Below are 16,202 nucleotides of genomic sequence, written 5' to 3'. Positions count from 1 at the left end.
CACATTTGAAACTAAAAAGCCCGCTTGATGCGGGCTTTTGGTTTAATTAAACAAAATTATTAATCTAACACTTTCGCATCGTTTGCTTTATTAAGTAAGCTTCGGCTTTGTGTTAAGAAATGTGCAGTTGCATCAGAGAAATATTCTTTTGCGTTAGCAAAGGCATTTATTAATGACTCTTTATCACCAGCTTTTAGCTTCTCAAGAGTGTCTGCAAAGGTGTCTTGATAACTCGCAAGTAACGGCTCTACATCATCAAATTGCGCCAGCATGATGTCAGAGTACAACTCTGGTGACTGGGCAAATAAACGCCCTACCATCATTAACTCTAACTGATAAATAGGTGAAGAGCAGCTACGTAGCTCTGCTAACGTATGGCTTTGTTTAGCTAAGAATTGTCCGTACACAAACGTTGTTAAGTGGCGCATTACTTGGATGATTTGCATCGCTTCATCATGCTTTTTGGCATCCATTTCAACTACTTGACAACCCCAGATCTGTAATTGTGCCATTAGCCCTTTTGCTACTTCATGATTTCGCCCTTCACACACGACGACCGTTTGTTTTACCCAGTGCGAAATATCTGGACCAAACATTGGGTGTAAACCTACCACAGGGCCGCTGTGAGCTGCCATGAGGGCTTTTAAAGGCTTTTGTTTAACTGAGGTAATATCAACTAATAAACAGTCATCATCAAGTGTTGGTAATGCAGCAACGACTTGCTCAAGTGCATTAATTGGCACACTTACAAGTACAAGTTTTGCACCGGCTAATATCGCTTCGCTGTCGGCTTGTTGCTCTTTATCTAAAATTCGTACATCGTATCCTGAGCGAATGAATTGTTGTGCAAACAATTGACCCATCGCACCTTGCCCACCGACAATCACAATAGGAGATAACTGAGGAGCTGAACAAGCCAAACTCCCTTGTTGATTTTGATATGCTTCACGCATCATACGACGCAGAATATCTTCAACTAACTCAGGGTTAACTCCTTGTGCAATCGCTTCTTGTCTTCGCGCTTCAAGTAAATCAGCTTCGCGATCCGGCGCATGCAAAGGGGCGCCAATTTGCTGCTTAATTGCACCAATTTTAGCCGTTATACTGTTTCTTTTTGCCAACAAGGAAACTAACTGCGCATCGCATTCGTCAATTCCTGTCCTTAATTCATCAAGCTCATTCACTGTTACCACGTTAATACACCTCAAACCCAAAAAACGTACAAAAATATATACAAAAAAGTAAAGCTTTCAATACGAATTATAGTAACAGGATAAACAGCAAAGCACAAAGCCCTAACACTTCTACACGGCTTGAATCACAAGGGAATATTTAAATTAGAAAGAGATATTAAGAAGTGCTGACAACTAAGTTTGAAAGTCGTAACTAGATATTTTTTGCTATAAAAACCAAAACGGGTTGCAACCTAAGGCTGCAACCCGTTTTATTTTGCGTTGTAAAACAGCGCGTATTAGTTAAGTTTTTCTCTAATACGTGCAGATTTACCAGAACGCTCACGTAGATAGTAAAGCTTCGCACGGCGAACAGCACCGCGACGTTTAACTGAGATACTATCGATAAGAGGGCTGTGCGTTTGGAATACACGCTCAACACCTTCACCGCTCGAAATTTTACGAACTGTGAATGCTGAGTGAAGACCACGATTACGCTTAGCGATTACAACACCTTCAAAGGCCTGTAGACGCTCTTTGTTACCTTCTTTTACACGTACCTGTACAACAACTGTATCACCAGCGCCGAATGCTGGTACGTCTGATTTAAGCTGCTCTTCTTCAAGCGCTTTAATAATATTTTGGTTTACTTTTGCCATTATATTTCTCACTTTCCTAGGTGTAACTGTCTTCTAGCCACAAGCTTGTTGGTACTCTTGCTGGAACTCAGCAAGAAGTGCCGCTTGCTCCTCAGTCAGAGCTAGGTTATGCAACAAGTCAGGACGACGTAGCCAAGTTCTGCCAAGTGATTGTTTTAAACGCCACTTTGCAATTTCTTGGTGGTTACCACTGAGTAATACAGCGGGAACCTGCTTATCATCCAATGTCTCTGGCCGTGTATAATGAGGACAATCAAGCAAGCCATCCGAAAATGAATCTTGCTCAGCTGACTGGTTATGCCCTAACACCCCTGGTACTAATCGTGCTACTGCATCAATTAGCGTCATAGCGGGTAGTTCACCACCACTTAATATAAAATCGCCTATTGACCATTCTTCGTCAACGTACGACTCTATAATTCGCTCGTCTATACCTTCATAGCGACCGGCAATTAGAATCAACTTATCTGAGTTGGCAAGCTCGCTTGCCCCTTGTTGATCTAATTTGCGCCCTTGCGGGGACATATAAATTACTTTTGCACCATCACCTGCCGCTTTTTTTGCGTCAAGAATGGCTTGTTTCAATGGTTCAACCATCATTAACATGCCTGGACCACCGCCATAAGGGCGATCATCCACGGTCCTATGCTTATCAGTTGCATAGTCACGTGGGTTCCAGCAATTAAAGTCGATTAGACCATTTTTAACTGCACGACCTGTAACCCCTTGGGTAGTTATCGCATCAAACATGTCCGGGAAAAGGCTAATCACCCCTACCCATAGTGAACTTGTTTGTGACATTAAAACCCTGGATCCCAGTCTACGGTAATTTCTCTTGCATCATGTTTAACTTCTTTGATAACAGAGTCTGTTAAAAAAGGAATCAAACGTTCTGCTTGGCCAAATGCATCTTTTTTGTTTGCTTTCACAACCAAAACATCATTTGACCCTGTCTCCATTAGGTCATCAACAGTGCCTAAGTCGTAGCCTTTATCGGTTACAACTGACATGCCGATGAGATCTCGCCAATAGAATTCACCTTGCGGTAATTCTGGAAGCTGCGCTGCATCCACGGAAATTTCTACATTGGTCAAAGCCATTGCTTCGTCTCTGTCGTTTACTTGCGCAACTTTAGCGATAAAGCCTTTGTTGTGGCGACGCCAGTCGACCACTTCTAAGGTCTGCCATTTACCTTGTTGCCCTATCAACCATGGGCTGAAATCGAAGATCCCTTCGGGATCATCAGTAAATGAATGCACCTTAAGCCAGCCCTTTATACCATACGGGGCACCGAGCTTTCCTACTGTAATATACGAGGTGTTCTCTTGACTCATGGTTACTCTTACGCCTATTAAGCCGCTTTACGAGCGTCTTTAACTAATTTAGCTACGCGATCTGAAAGAGATGCACCTTGACCTACCCAGTGTTCAACACGAGATAAATCTAAACGTACTTTTTCTTCCTGACCAGAAGCGATTGGGTTAAAGAAACCTACTTTCTCGATGAAGCGACCGTCACGCGAGAAACGGCTATCCGCAACCACAATTTGATAGAAAGGGCGTTTTTTAGCGCCACCACGTTGCAAACGAATAGTTACCATACCGTCCTCTACATTAGATTGACTGTTTTCATTAATAAGATTTACTCCCCAGTACGGGAAGCTGGGGAATTGTACGAGTTTTTTGCAACATTGCAAGTAAGAACTGCTGCAAAATGTAAGTTTAGTTGATTAAACACTGATCTGGGCTTTAAATCTTACACTCAGCTAACAACTACGCATAATTTATCTACAAAAAAAGGAGCTATATGCCCCTTTTTTGTACACGCTCAATGATAAGCTCAATTAAAATTTTGGACCGCCACCCATCATACCCGGTGGTAACATACCTTTCATACCGCGCATCATTTTCTTCATGCCGCCCTTGCCTTTCATCTTCTTCATCATTTTTTGCATTTGCGTAAATTGCTTAAGCAGTTTATTGATCTCTTGTACTTGGGTACCAGAACCAGCAGCAATACGTTTTTTACGAGAGCCTTTAATGATTTCAGGACGTGCACGCTCTTTTGGTGTCATTGAGTTAATGATCGCTTCCATTTGCACGAAAGTTTTATCGCCCATTTGACCTTTTACAGCATCTGGAAGGTTTTGCATACCCGGCAGCTTATCAAGCATCGACATCATGCCGCCCATGTTCTTCATCTGACGAAGTTGCTCTGCAAAATCATCTAATGTGAAACCGTCACCTTTAAATACTTTCTCGGCAACTTTAGCAGCTTTCTCTTTATCTACTTTCATCTCGACTTCTTCGATTAATGAAAGTACATCACCCATACCTAGGATACGAGAAGCAATTCGGTCAGGGTGGAATGGTTCAAGTGCATCTGTACGCTCACCCACACCCATAAACTTAATTGGTTTACCGGTAATATGACGAATCGATAAGGCAGCACCACCACGAGCATCACCATCGGTCTTGGTTAAGATCACACCACTTAAAGGCAGTGCTTCATCAAATGCTTTTGCAGTATTTGCCGCATCTTGACCTGTCATCGCATCAACAACGAATAAGGTTTCAATTGGATTAATTGCACTATGAAGTGCTTTGATCTCGTCCATCATGTCGTTATCGACGTGTAAACGACCCGCGGTATCAACTAATACCACATCAATGAATTTCTTCTTCGCGTGCGAAATAGCGCTGTTGGCAATATCTACAGGCTTTTGTGAAATGTCACTTGGGAAGAACTCAACACCCACTTCATCAGCCAGTGTTTCAAGCTGTTTGATTGCTGCCGGACGATAAACGTCGGCACTCACAACTAATACAGATTTCTTTTTACGCTCTTTTAAGAATTTAGCTAGTTTACCAACACTGGTTGTTTTACCCGCACCTTGCAAGCCTGCCATCATCACTACTGCTGGCGGCTGTGCATTAAGGCTAAGCTCTTCGTTGGCTTCGCCCATGGCTTTTTCAAGTTCTTCACGAACAATCTTAATAAAGACTTGGCCTGGGCTTAAGCTTTTCGTTACTTCAACACCAACGGCACGTTCTTTAACTTGCTTAACGAACTCACGAACAACAGGTAAGGCAACGTCCGCTTCCAAAAATGCCATACGGACTTCGCGTAATGTATCTTTAATATTGTCTTCAGTTAGGCGTCCGCGGCCACTGATATTTTTTAAGGTTTTACCTAAGCGTTCTTGGAGATTCTCAAACATGTAAAGTTTCCGATAAAACGAGTTTCACCTAAATTGCTTGTAAAACGTACAGTTTATTCGGCAATAAAGGCAATATTAAAATTTAATTCCTAGCAGTATACCGTAAATGATGGCCGACAATACAGTATTCAAGTGCGCTGTTTGAGTTTCTTTTTACAAACTCTATGCTTTTGCCTTGCTATAAAATACAATGGCATCAATGAGACAAGGATTTATCGAATAAATTAAGTGGCCATAATACGATGATTATTAGTTTAACAATTATTGCTAGTTTGTTTTATGTGTTAGCGACATCGCATGTGCTTTCACGCCTTTTTCACAAACAAGGTCCAAGCCAGAAACTCACCGTGATTTTGAGCACCGTTGCTATTCTTGCTCATATGCTACTGTTGGTGAACTCTGTTTTTCGCGCTGATGGCCAAGACCTAAGCATTGTAAACGTTGCCTTATTGACCTGCTGGGTCATTGTGGTGTCGGTAACGGCCGTGTCACTTAAATTTCCTGCGACCCTTTTATTACCTGTAGTCTACGGTTTTGCAGCCATACTAACGCTCGCCAGCTTATTTATTCCACATCACGTTATTTTACAATCAATAAATGTTGAGCTCGGCTTGGTAACACATATTTCGTTATCTCTATTAGCTTACTGTGTACTAATCATCGCCACTTTATATGCTGTGCAGTTTTATTTTATCGACAAGCGTTTAAAACGCAAAGACTTGGCGATTGTACATAGCCATCTTCCCCCATTAATGGTGGTTGAGCGTCAGCTGTACCAGTTACTGACGTTAGGCACTATCTTACTTACCTTTGCACTGCTTTCTGGGTTTATCTTCTTAGAGGGGATGTTTGCAAGTGAGTTTATCCATAAAACAGTGTTATCGTTAGTAGCCTGGTTGATTTTTACTGTGGTCACTGTTGGACATTTGCGTAAAGGCTGGCGTGGTAAGCCTGTTGTGTTTTCGATCATGATAGCCGCATTTGTCTTGTCACTTGCTTATTTTGGCAGCCGTTTCATTCAAGAAGTGATTCTAAATAAGTTTTAACTTGACTCAGCAAGCTGTCTCTAGCTTAATATGCACTGATTTATAAAAAAAGGATCCATCGTTGGACGACATATCGACTAGTACCCTGTTTATTGTATTGGGATTATTGATACTTATTTCTGCTTATTTTTCTGGTTCTGAAACTGGGATTATGTCAATTAACCGCATTCGCCTGCGTCATCTTGCTAAAGAAGATCACCGTGCAGCGAAGCGCGTCAGCAAACTGTTAAGTCGCCCTGACAGACTTATTGGTCTGATCTTGATTGGTAACAACTTAGTTAATATTGCCGCAGCACAGGTTGCAACAATCATTGGTATTCGCCTGTATGGTGATCTTGGTATCGCAATAGCTACCGGCGCGCTAACGCTGGTTGTTTTAATCTTTGCCGAAGTAACACCAAAGACACTTGCCGCGCTTTATCCAGAGAAAGTCGCTTTTCCAAGCTCAATCGTGCTCAAAGGGCTGTTAAAAATACTTTTCCCATTTGTGGTTATCGTTAACTGGATGACCAACGGCATGTTGCGTTTGTTTGGTATTACCACAGCACAAATTGAAGAACATAGCCTAAGTAAAGAAGAATTAAAAACCGTGGTGAACGAATCAGGTGCTCTTTTACCTGCCCGCCACCAAAGCATGCTAACTTCAATTTTAGATTTAGAACAAGTTACGGTTGAAGATATCATGATCCCACGCAACGAAATCGTTGCGATTGATATTAATGACGATTGGAAACTTATCAGCCGCCAGCTTACTCATGCACAGCACACACGCGTACTGTTATATCGTGACCAAATTGATGATGCTGTTGGCTTTATTCACTCACGTGATGCACTGCGCCTATTAACTAAAGAACAATTTGATAAACCGTCATTGTTACGTGCAGTTCGTGAAATTTACTTCATTCCTGAAGGCACATCACTAAACACGCAACTACTTAAGTTCCAGCAATCGAAAGAACGTATTGGTTTAGTGGTTGATGAATATGGCGATATTCAAGGCTTAGTAACACTTGAAGATATCTTAGAAGAAGTAGTGGGTGATTTCACAACAACGCAAACGCGTACACCAAGTGAGGAAGTCACCGAGCAAGATGATGGCTCAGTACTTGTAGATGGCGGTGCTAATATTCGCGATTTAAATAAAGAAATGGGTTGGGAGCTACCAATTGATGGGCCGAAGACCCTGAGTGGTTTAATAGTTGAATATTTAGAAGATATCCCAGACTCAAACCTCAGTTTGCGTATTGCTGGCTATCCAATCGAAGTTCTCGAAGTTAAAGAAAACATGGTTAAACTTGTTAAAGTACTGCCAAGTAAGCGTACTACTTAATCATCATTAATTTTCAACAAAAAGGAGTGGTCATCCACTCCTTTTTTGTATCTAAATTCTTATTTCCTTTCTGAAGTTTCATATTTACAACGTACGCTCCCGCAAACCGCTAGTGTTTCGGCTACTATTAGTAGCTATTTAACTGCCGCATTTAATAAGGAGCAATCATGGACGAAATATCGATCGAAAACATTTATAATCAAGCAATTGAGCTACTGCTACTCTATGGACCTAAATTCATTCTCGCTATTGTTGTTTTAATAGTTGGGTGGTGGCTTATCGGTCGTATCTCAAATATGGCTGAAAAATCAATGACCAAGGTTAAGTTTGAAGTGGGACTTACACACTTTTTGGTGTCATTTATTTCGGTCATTTTAAAAGTACTTCTGCTAATTTCAGTTGCGTCAATGATAGGAATTGAAACTACTTCATTTATTGCAATGCTTGGTGCAGCCGGTTTGGCCGTTGGAATGGCCTTACAAGGCAGTCTTGCTAACTTTGCAGGTGGTGTGCTTATCCTGTTCTTTAAGCCTTTTAAAGTGGGTGATGTTATTGAAGCCCAAGGCTATATGGGCACAGTAGTTGAAATTCAAATTTTTGTTACCGTTTTACTTACCTATGATAATGAAAAAATTATTATTCCTAATGGCACTCTTTCAAATGGTTGCGTTAAGAATAAGTTCTCAGAGCCATTACACCGGGTTGCGATTGAATTTGGTATCAGCTACGGCGATGACGTACATAAAGCCCGTGATGTGTTAATGAAGGTATTAAATGACTATGATCTAGTTTTGAAAAATATCGAAGAGAAAAAGCCGGTTGTACATGTCAGTCAACATGGTGAGAGCCATATTGGTATGCTCGTTTGGGCTTGGGTTGAAACAGACAATTATTGGCCAGTCTATTTTGGTTTATACGAACGTGTGAAAATAGCATTTGATGCTGAAGATATTACCATTCCGTTCCCACAACGCGATGTGCATATACACCAGTTCCCTGGTAAATAACCATTAAAAAGCCCGCATATTGATGCGGGCTTTTTAATATGAAAACCTTAACTAAATAAGCGTTCAAACCAGTTTTTATCTAGATCAGCTTCGCACTTTTTAAGTTGTGCGCCATACCGGCTAGCTCGGTGTTTTACTTTATTGGCAACACTCATCAACCACTTTTTACTTTTATAAGTACCGCGTTTATAGCCGCCCCACCCTTCATGGTAATTCAAGTACTGCGCGTAGGCGTCCCATTTTGATATTCCGTTTACTTTATGAGTTTTATAAACAAACCAAGCCATAAAGTCTATCGCATCATCAAAATCGTCTCTGTCTGCCCCACTATTACCAGTTTCGCGAATGTAATCTGACCAAGTTGGCGTTTTTGCTTGCGAGTATCCATACGCTGAACTGGCTCGGCCAATAGGAATGACCCATAAGAAATATTCCATAGGTGGCGCTGCATCATGGCGAAATGAGCTTTCTTGATACATCATACTCATGAGTACGTGTTTAGGTGAGCCCCACTTTTCTTGCGCATCACGCGCATCGTAGTACCAGTCAGGCTTTTCCTCAAAAATCTTACAAATATCATGAGGTTGCTCTGGAGGAGCCGTTGCGCAACCCGCCATTAAAGCGGCCAGCGATAAAATAATTAAACTTTTTTTCATTTTTTTATGTATCTCGCTGAACTTTTTCTCATCAGGTCAGTCTGAACTTATGAATGCAGCAGTATAGCATTGTTTCATCCCTGAAGAATCTTTGACGCAGCCTCCCTAGGCTGCGTTTTTTTATGTACTCACCTTATTAAGCTTTAGCAAAATAATCATCTAAAAACGCAGTAAAAGATAGCTTGTCTGCTGCTTTTACTTCTCGCTCTTTAAGCACTGAATCAGATGCCTGTTTAGTCAAAAATGCATGATCATAAAATTGATAATCAGCCTCGACATGGTTTTGCTTATATTTTTGCGCAAGTGTTAAGGCAAAAAGACCATTATCTTGATTTTCTTTTGCAAGTGCACTGACATATCGACCAGAGAAAGTTTTATTAGGGTTTTTGACCCAACTTGCAAGCTCTGCGATTGTTTCGCTGTAATAGCTCACACCATATGCGTTATCCATATAGTTAGCCACAGCAGCTAGATTAGTAAATATAGATTCAGCCCAGTCAACAAGCAGAACCTTTTCACCTTGCTTATTCAACGTAAGCTCAGGGTCTCGGCCTTCATTTACAACCGCATCAAGATTAGCTGTACTTAACTTTTGTTCCTGCCAATCCATTTCTGGAGACTCAGACAATAAACAATAGGTCAAAAATACGTCTAAAAAGCGAATTTGCTGTAAATCAATACCGGTTTCACTGAATGGGTTAACATCTAGCGCGCGTACTTCTATATACTCGATCCCACCTCGTAACAAGGCATCAGTAGGTGTTTCTCCTGAGGCTGCATTACGTTTAGGACGTATCGGTGAGTAAAATTCATTTTCAATTTGTAGAATATTTTTGTTCAGTTGTTTTGGCTGCTCACTACGGTAGTCATCAAGGTGACCATATAGGTCTGATGGCGTATGAATCGCTTCTTTTAAACCTGCTACATATTCTTCTAATGAATTGTACATAACTCGTAAAGACGATTGTGCGCTATTAGTATAACCAAGGTTGCCTAATCGCAGTGCCGTACCGACTTCTAAATAAAGTGTGCCTTTACCTAGTTTCTTAAACGGTAAGTCTGTTTGACGACCCTGCAAGAAAGAATTACACAACGCAGGCGAAGCGCCAAATAAGAAACTAATTAACCATAACTCGCGCTTAAAGTTGCGAATGAGCCCTAAGTAACCATTCGAAATTGAATCTGCAAGTGTGCCTTGGCTGCCGTTTAAACTATACAGGCTTTGCCATAAGCTTTCAGGAAAGGAAATATTGAAATGAACACCCGCAATCGCTTGCATCATACTACCATAGCGATTTTTCAACCCTTCTCGGTAAAGAGTTTTCATACGGCCGATATTTGAATCACCAAACTGAGCTAGTACGATATCATCTTGGTGCTCAATAAAGCATGGCATACTAATCGGCCACAGTAGTTCGTCACCCATTTGAGATAAGGTGAACTTTTGTAAGTCTTTAAGTTGAGCTAGGGTTTCCTCAGCTGAGGTGCTCACTGGAGTAATAAATTCTAATAACGATTCTGAAAAGTCAGTGGTGACATGATCATTGGTTAAAGCGCTACCAACGCCTTGTGGATGACCTTGCCCTGAGATAACACCATTTGGTTTGATCCTTAATGCTTCTCGCTCGATACCACGTTTAATCCCATTAATTGCGTTAGGAAATTGTGCCGTTAACGCTTCTAGCGTTTTATTTAAATCATGTTTTATCAAAAATGCTTCCTCGAGCCGCGTGGCTGTAATCCTAAGGGTATGGGGGCAAAAAATAATTACTCAAGTGCGAAAAATAACATTCAATTACCACCTCACCACTTGAAGCACAATCTTGCCATTGTGAATAGCATTATACAATTGCTTTAGTGGCACTTAATTAATGCTAAATCTATTCATCTGTATAATTTTTATCACTAACTTGTGAACATTAGACCTTTTGCCTAATATGAAAAGGTGAGGCTAAACACAATAATTCTCGCAAGATATTGTTTTAGATCAAGGGAAAGGTGAAATTTTTAAAACTTTAACAGTTATCAATATGTTCCCCCTTCCCTTACATTTTTCTGAGACTATAATCCGCACACCATAAAAAAGTACATTTCAAGGACTCATATGCGTCGTGGGCAAGAAATAATCAATCAAGAAGTGACATACTCCGAACATCAAGAGCTTGTCTCTACAACAGATTTACGCGGCATCATCACATACGTAAATAAGGAATTTTGTACCATTGCTGGTTATACCGAAGAGGAGTTACTCGGGAAAAACCACAATATAGTACGCCACCCAGATATGCCAAAAGCGGCATTTAAAGAGATGTGGGAAAAACTAAAGCAAGGCCATTCATGGCGTGGCATGGTAAAAAACCTCTGTAAAGATGGTCGCTACTATTGGGTTGATGCGTTTGTAACACCTATATACGAACACGGTCAGCTCGTTGGCTATCAGTCAGTGCGAACAAAACCATCTGAACAGTTAAAAACTCGTGCAATGGCGCTTTACACTAAAATTAATAATGGCAAGTCTGTCGCGTCATTTCGTGAAAATATTTCGCTAAGACAAACATTTTCTACGGTATTATTAGTTGCTGGCATTGTTGCTTTAGCGCTTACTACGTCATGGATTGTTGCCTTAGCTGCAGCTGCCCTCATTGCAGCACTTTTTGCACTCAATTATGACGAACTCATTGTAACGCCTAGCCATTTAAAACAGCAGCGTGCTGAGTTTGACTCGGTATCTCGTTATGTGTATTCGGGCTCCCACCCATTTAGTATTGCGACTTATAATCAGCAAATGTTATTTGCTAAGCTACGTACCGTACTTGGCCGTGTTAAAGACTCTACCTACTCATTTAAAGATATTGCCACCAACCTAGATAAGCAATCATCGCTAACAGAGCAAGGAATTGCTGCACAGGGTCATCGTTTAAGTGATATTGCCGCTGCGATGAGTCAGATGAGTACAACTATTGGTGAAATATCTGCAAACACTCACCACACTGCTGAGAAAGTCAATACAACGTACCAAAGCTGTAATGATATAAAACTTCACATTGAAGAAAATAGCTCTATGGTGTCTGATCTGGCTAACCAAGTTGAGCAAGCAGCGAGCACCGCTAACTCTCTTGCCAGCGAAGCAGACAAAATTGGCCAAGTAATGAGTGAGATTGAAGGTATTGCTGAACAAACAAATTTATTAGCGCTCAACGCAGCAATTGAAGCAGCTCGCGCCGGTGAACATGGTCGTGGTTTTGCGGTTGTAGCTGATGAGGTACGTGCGCTTTCATCACGCACTCAAAATGCTACATCACAAATTCACAGCTCAATAAAAGAAATTCAAGATACCTTGTTTAGCTGGTCGAAAGTAATGCAGTCAACTAAAACGCAAGCTGATAGTTGTGTTAATACAACGGCCCATACTAAAACTGAGTTAGCGAGTATTTTTGCGCAAATAAATGAAATTTCAGGTCTTGCTGCAGAAATTTCGACAGCAGCTGAAGAGCAACAAGTTGTGAGCGCTGATATTCGCGAAAATGTCGACAGCATCAAAGAACACAGTGAGGAAAACTTAAAACTTAGCTACAACGTCGCTAAAGACGCTGCAGGGCTGGTTGAAGGTTCACGCAAAGTAAATGATATGCTGTTAACGTTTAAGGTTTAAACTTAGTTAATACAAAAAAGCCGCATTGTATTAATGCGGCTTTTTGCTTTTAAAGCATATTAACGACTTGAGAAAACAAGGCCATTTTCATCGGCGTCAATATGAATAATGGCACCAGGTTGATAATCGCCCCCTAACAAGCGCTGTGCTAATGGGTTTTCAATGGTGTGTTGAATAGCACGTTTTAGCGGTCTTGCACCATAAACAGGATCAAAGCCACTTTCAGCGATACGATCTAATGCTGCATCCGTTACTTCAAGAATGTAGCCTTTTTCTGTTAAGCGCTCGCGTAGCTTGCTTAATTGAATATCGGCGATTTCTTTAATATGCTCATTAGCAAGCGGGTGGAATACCACAGTTTCGTCGATTCGGTTAATAAACTCAGGACGGAACTGACTCACCAATACGCCCATTACTTTTTCTTTTAACGTCGCATAATCATTTGAACCGGCTTGCTCTTGAATAATATCTGAGCCTAAGTTAGAGGTCATAATGATCACCGTATTTTTAAAATCAACGGTACGACCCTGACCATCCGTTAAGCGACCATCATCAAGGACTTGCAGCAAAATGTTAAATACATCTGGGTGCGCTTTTTCGACCTCATCCAATAAAATAACTGAATACGGACGACGGCGTACAGCTTCAGTTAAATAGCCACCCTCTTCGTAGCCGACATAACCAGGAGGCGCACCCACTAAACGTGCAACCGAGTGCTTTTCCATAAACTCCGACATATCAATGCGCACCATGGCATCTTCGGTGTCAAACATAAAGCTAGCAAGAGCTTTAGTCAGCTCTGTTTTACCCACCCCTGTTGGACCTAAGAATAAGAATGAACCGATTGGGCGATTTGGATCAGCAAGTCCTGCGCGAGAGCGACGTATTGCATTAGCAACAGCCACAACGGCTTCATCTTGACCAATCACTTTGTGGTGTAATTGATCTTCCATTTGCAGTAGCTTTTCGCGTTCACCTTGCAGCATTTTCGATACTGGAATACCTGTCCAACGCGATAAAATTTCCGCAATTTCATCTTCACCGACTTGATTTTTAAGCAAACTCATTTCTTGCATTTCGGCTTGTGAAGCAAGGTCAAGTTTGCGTTCAAGCTCAGGGATACGACCATATTGCAGCTCAGACATGCGTTGTAAGTCGCTGGCACGACGTGCCACTTCTAAATCAAGACGCGCCTGTTCAAGCTCAGCTTTGATTACTTGCGTGCCTTGCAATGAGGCCTTCTCAGCATTCCACACTTCGTCTAATTCACGGTATTGAGCTTCAAGTTCAGTGATCAACTCTTGCATTTCGGTGCGGCGTTTTTGGCTCGCTTCATCTTTTTCTTTCGCCAACGCATTGTCTTCAAGCTTTAACTGAATAATACGTCGCTCAAGTTTATCTAAAGACTCTGGTTTTGAGTCAATTTGCAAACGAATTGAAGAACCCGCTTCATCAATTAAATCAATCGCCTTATCTGGTAATTGGCGATCGCTGATGTAACGATGCGACAGCTGCGCCGCAGCAACAATAGCGGGATCGGTAATATCAACTGAATGATGCAGCTCATAACGCTCCTTTAAACCACGTAAAATTGCGATGGTGTCTTCAACCGACGGTTCATCAACAAATACTTTTTGGAAGCGGCGTTCAAGTGCAGCATCTTTTTCGATGTATTGACGATACTCATCAAGTGTTGTGGCACCAACGCAATGTAACTCACCACGGGCAAGTGCAGGCTTTAACATATTACCCGCATCCATCGCGCCATCTGTTTTCCCAGCGCCTACCATAGTATGGATTTCATCGATAAAGAGGATGACTTGGCCTTCTTCTTTGGCAAGTTCATTCAAAACTGATTTTAAACGCTCTTCAAATTCACCACGGTATTTAGCACCGGCAACCAACGCACCTAAATCGAGCGATAATACTCGCTTGTTTTTTAAGCCCTCAGGTACTTCACCGTTGATAATTCGCTGCGCAAGACCTTCAGCAATCGCCGTTTTACCTACACCCGGCTCACCAATTAACACCGGATTATTTTTAGTGCGGCGTTGTAATACTTGAATAGTGCGACGAATTTCGTCATCACGGCCAATAACAGGGTCAAGCTTGCCTTGCTCTGCTCGCTCAGTTAAATCGATGGTGAACTTTTTTAATGCCTGACGGGTTTCTTCAGCATTGGGATCATCAACTTTTTGGCCACCACGAATAGCTTCGATTGCGGCTTCAATTTTGCTAGAAGTAATATTCAGTGCTTTGAAAATATCCCCAAGTGGACCTTTATCGTCACACGCAGCAAGGACAAATAACTCACTCGAAATGAATTTATCTTTGCGCTTTTGGGCATATTTATCACACAAGTTGATTAACGAAATCAGGTTATTTGACAGCTGAACATCACCACCAATACCTTCAACTTTAAACAGCTTCTCAATTTCTTGGGATAACTTGGTGTTTAACTCATCAGCACTCACACCTGCTTGCGCAAGTAGTGCACGCACACTTGAACCATTTTGCTGAAGCAATGAATACATTAAATGCACAGGCTCAATAAATTGATGATCGCGCCCAAGTGCTAATGACTGCGCATCTGAAAGCGCAGATTGAAATTTACTTGTAAATCTATCTAAACGCATAAGGGTTTACCTATTAAAAAATCTAATTGCTTAATTAATGGGTATGCTTAGTGATTTGTTCAAGTAAAGAAGAAAATTTAATCGCAAAAAAGGCGTATTAATTGCGCCAGATCAAGCTAGCCATGCGGCCAGTTTGCCCGTCGCGGCGATAAGAGAAAAACTGTGATTTATCAGTGACGGTACAATGCTCACCACCGTAAACGTTTATTACACCTAATTGTGTTAATTGTTGACGTGCGAGCAGGTAAATATCCGCTAAATACTTATTGCCCTTAACTTTAAATGCGCTTTGATGCTCAGGATTCAATTCACAAAAGCATTCTTTTACTTCTGGGCCCACTTCAAATTGTGATGGGCCAATAGCAGGGCCAAGCCAAACAATTATCTCGCTTGGTTTTGCTTTAAAATGTGCCACTGTATTAGCTAAAATGCCCTGAGCTAAGCCTCGCCATCCGCCGTGTGCTGCAGCAACTTCATTACCCGAAGCCGAGCAAAATAGTACGGGTAAGCAATCTGCGGTCATTATCGCAAGCGGTTGTTTTACTAAACGAGTATAAAGTGCGTCAGCAGAGCGCAACTCACTTAGCTCAGACCTTTCATCAATCACCACCACTTCGCTGCTATGTGTTTGGTTCAACCACACAGCAGGGTTTGGCAGCTGATTTGTAAGTAACGCGCGATTTGCAAGCACGGCTTGCTCATCATCACCAACATGTAAACCCATATTAAAACTATCAAAGGGTGCAACGGATACACCGCCCTGTCGGGTGGTACTCAGTGCGCTAACAGTTTTTGGGGCTGTCCATGCTGGTGTGATCATAATG

General features: G+C 41.6%; 14 protein-coding genes. 4 read left to right on the top strand and 10 right to left on the bottom strand.

The window, feature by feature from the left end:
- Positions 1 to 59: 59 nt before the first annotated feature.
- The 6 genes from tyrA to ffh all read right to left on the bottom strand — a co-directional run bounded on the left by tyrA (position 60) and on the right by ffh (position 5,051).
- Positions 60 to 1,193 (bottom strand): bifunctional chorismate mutase/prephenate dehydrogenase, encoded by a 1,134-nt coding sequence (gene tyrA, locus QL229_RS03750; RefSeq protein WP_138556842.1) that lies wholly within the window; start codon positions 1,191 to 1,193, stop codon positions 60 to 62.
- 278 nt (positions 1,194 to 1,471) lie between these two features.
- Positions 1,472 to 1,831 (bottom strand): 50S ribosomal protein L19, encoded by a 360-nt coding sequence (gene rplS, locus QL229_RS03745; protein WP_130051062.1) that lies wholly within the window; start codon positions 1,829 to 1,831, stop codon positions 1,472 to 1,474.
- 33 nt (positions 1,832 to 1,864) lie between these two features.
- The gene (trmD, locus tag QL229_RS03740; RefSeq protein WP_135925535.1) at positions 1,865 to 2,632 is read right to left on the bottom strand and encodes a tRNA (guanosine(37)-N1)-methyltransferase TrmD; all 768 of its coding nucleotides are present in this window, start codon (positions 2,630 to 2,632) and stop codon (positions 1,865 to 1,867) included.
- Positions 2,632 to 3,165 carry a ribosome maturation factor RimM gene (gene rimM, locus QL229_RS03735; RefSeq protein WP_135925538.1) on the bottom strand — a complete coding sequence of 178 codons (534 nt, stop codon included), beginning with the start codon at positions 3,163 to 3,165 and terminating at the stop codon, positions 2,632 to 2,634. Before rimM ends, trmD begins: the two co-directional genes overlap by 1 nt.
- A gap of 17 nt (positions 3,166 to 3,182) precedes the next feature.
- On the bottom strand, positions 3,183 to 3,431 hold the full coding sequence (gene rpsP, locus QL229_RS03730; RefSeq protein WP_036967110.1) for a 30S ribosomal protein S16: 249 nt from the start codon (positions 3,429 to 3,431) through the stop codon (positions 3,183 to 3,185).
- Positions 3,432 to 3,674: 243 nt separating this feature from the next.
- Positions 3,675 to 5,051, bottom strand: a complete 1,377-nt coding sequence (gene ffh, locus QL229_RS03725; protein ID WP_135925540.1) for a signal recognition particle protein — start codon at positions 5,049 to 5,051, stop codon at positions 3,675 to 3,677.
- Between the two features lie 242 nt (positions 5,052 to 5,293).
- Here ffh and ccsA point away from each other — a divergent pair, with 242 nt between their 5' ends.
- From ccsA to QL229_RS03710, 3 genes are all read left to right on the top strand, one after another.
- Positions 5,294 to 6,097, top strand: coding sequence for a cytochrome c biogenesis protein CcsA (gene ccsA / locus QL229_RS03720; protein WP_135925543.1), 804 nt, complete (start codon positions 5,294 to 5,296; stop codon positions 6,095 to 6,097).
- 61 nt (positions 6,098 to 6,158) lie between these two features.
- The gene (locus QL229_RS03715; protein ID WP_135925545.1) at positions 6,159 to 7,427 is read left to right on the top strand and encodes a CNNM domain-containing protein; all 1,269 of its coding nucleotides are present in this window, start codon (positions 6,159 to 6,161) and stop codon (positions 7,425 to 7,427) included.
- 167 nt (positions 7,428 to 7,594) lie between these two features.
- Positions 7,595 to 8,434 carry a mechanosensitive ion channel domain-containing protein gene (locus QL229_RS03710; RefSeq protein WP_135925547.1) on the top strand — a complete coding sequence of 280 codons (840 nt, stop codon included), beginning with the start codon at positions 7,595 to 7,597 and terminating at the stop codon, positions 8,432 to 8,434.
- A gap of 47 nt (positions 8,435 to 8,481) precedes the next feature.
- On the opposite strand, the gene QL229_RS03705 is transcribed toward QL229_RS03710, so the two are convergent.
- Entirely contained in the window at positions 8,482 to 9,090 is a 609-nt protein-coding gene (locus tag QL229_RS03705) for a hypothetical protein (protein ID WP_135925550.1), read from the bottom strand.
- Positions 9,091 to 9,226: 136 nt separating this feature from the next.
- Positions 9,227 to 10,801, bottom strand: coding sequence for a glutamate--cysteine ligase (gene gshA / locus QL229_RS03700; RefSeq protein ID WP_138556841.1), 1,575 nt, complete (start codon positions 10,799 to 10,801; stop codon positions 9,227 to 9,229).
- A gap of 393 nt (positions 10,802 to 11,194) precedes the next feature.
- On the opposite strand from gshA, the gene QL229_RS03695 reads away from it, so the two are divergent.
- Positions 11,195 to 12,742, top strand: a complete 1,548-nt coding sequence (locus QL229_RS03695; RefSeq protein ID WP_135925554.1) for a PAS domain-containing methyl-accepting chemotaxis protein — start codon at positions 11,195 to 11,197, stop codon at positions 12,740 to 12,742.
- A 59-nt stretch (positions 12,743 to 12,801) separates the two neighbouring features.
- Here QL229_RS03695 and clpB read toward each other — a convergent pair whose 3' ends face one another.
- Positions 12,802 to 15,378, bottom strand: coding sequence for an ATP-dependent chaperone ClpB (gene clpB / locus QL229_RS03690; protein WP_138556840.1), 2,577 nt, complete (start codon positions 15,376 to 15,378; stop codon positions 12,802 to 12,804).
- Positions 15,379 to 15,475: 97 nt separating this feature from the next.
- Positions 15,476 to 16,198 carry a peptidoglycan editing factor PgeF gene (pgeF, locus tag QL229_RS03685; RefSeq protein WP_138556839.1) on the bottom strand — a complete coding sequence of 241 codons (723 nt, stop codon included), beginning with the start codon at positions 16,196 to 16,198 and terminating at the stop codon, positions 15,476 to 15,478.
- Positions 16,199 to 16,202: the final 4 nt, after the last annotated feature.

This window comes from Pseudoalteromonas sp. PAR1, assembly GCF_947311895.1.
Taxonomy (GTDB): Bacteria; Pseudomonadota; Gammaproteobacteria; order Enterobacterales; family Alteromonadaceae; genus Pseudoalteromonas; species Pseudoalteromonas lipolytica_C.
Note: the sequence above shows the minus strand (reverse complement) of the source record. Positions and strands in the feature narration are given on the sequence as shown.

Excerpts from the sequence above, each read along its gene's own strand:
- trmD (WP_135925535.1), bottom strand. The coding sequence starts at position 2,632 with ATGTCACAAACAAGTTCACTATGGGTAGGGGTGATTAGCCTTTTCCCG.
- rplS (WP_130051062.1), bottom strand. The coding sequence starts at position 1,831 with ATGGCAAAAGTAAACCAAAATATTATTAAAGCGCTTGAAGAAGAGCAG.
- clpB (WP_138556840.1), bottom strand. The coding sequence starts at position 15,378 with ATGCGTTTAGATAGATTTACAAGTAAATTTCAATCTGCGCTTTCAGAT.
- QL229_RS03705 (WP_135925550.1), bottom strand. The coding sequence starts at position 9,090 with ATGAAAAAAAGTTTAATTATTTTATCGCTGGCCGCTTTAATGGCGGGT.
- QL229_RS03710 (WP_135925547.1), top strand. The coding sequence starts at position 7,595 with ATGGACGAAATATCGATCGAAAACATTTATAATCAAGCAATTGAGCTA.
- pgeF (WP_138556839.1), bottom strand. The coding sequence starts at position 16,198 with ATGATCACACCAGCATGGACAGCCCCAAAAACTGTTAGCGCACTGAGT.
- QL229_RS03695 (WP_135925554.1), top strand. The coding sequence starts at position 11,195 with ATGCGTCGTGGGCAAGAAATAATCAATCAAGAAGTGACATACTCCGAA.
- rimM (WP_135925538.1), bottom strand. The coding sequence starts at position 3,165 with ATGAGTCAAGAGAACACCTCGTATATTACAGTAGGAAAGCTCGGTGCC.
- rpsP (WP_036967110.1), bottom strand. The coding sequence starts at position 3,431 with ATGGTAACTATTCGTTTGCAACGTGGTGGCGCTAAAAAACGCCCTTTC.
- ffh (WP_135925540.1), bottom strand. The coding sequence starts at position 5,051 with ATGTTTGAGAATCTCCAAGAACGCTTAGGTAAAACCTTAAAAAATATC.
- ccsA (WP_135925543.1), top strand. The coding sequence starts at position 5,294 with ATGATTATTAGTTTAACAATTATTGCTAGTTTGTTTTATGTGTTAGCG.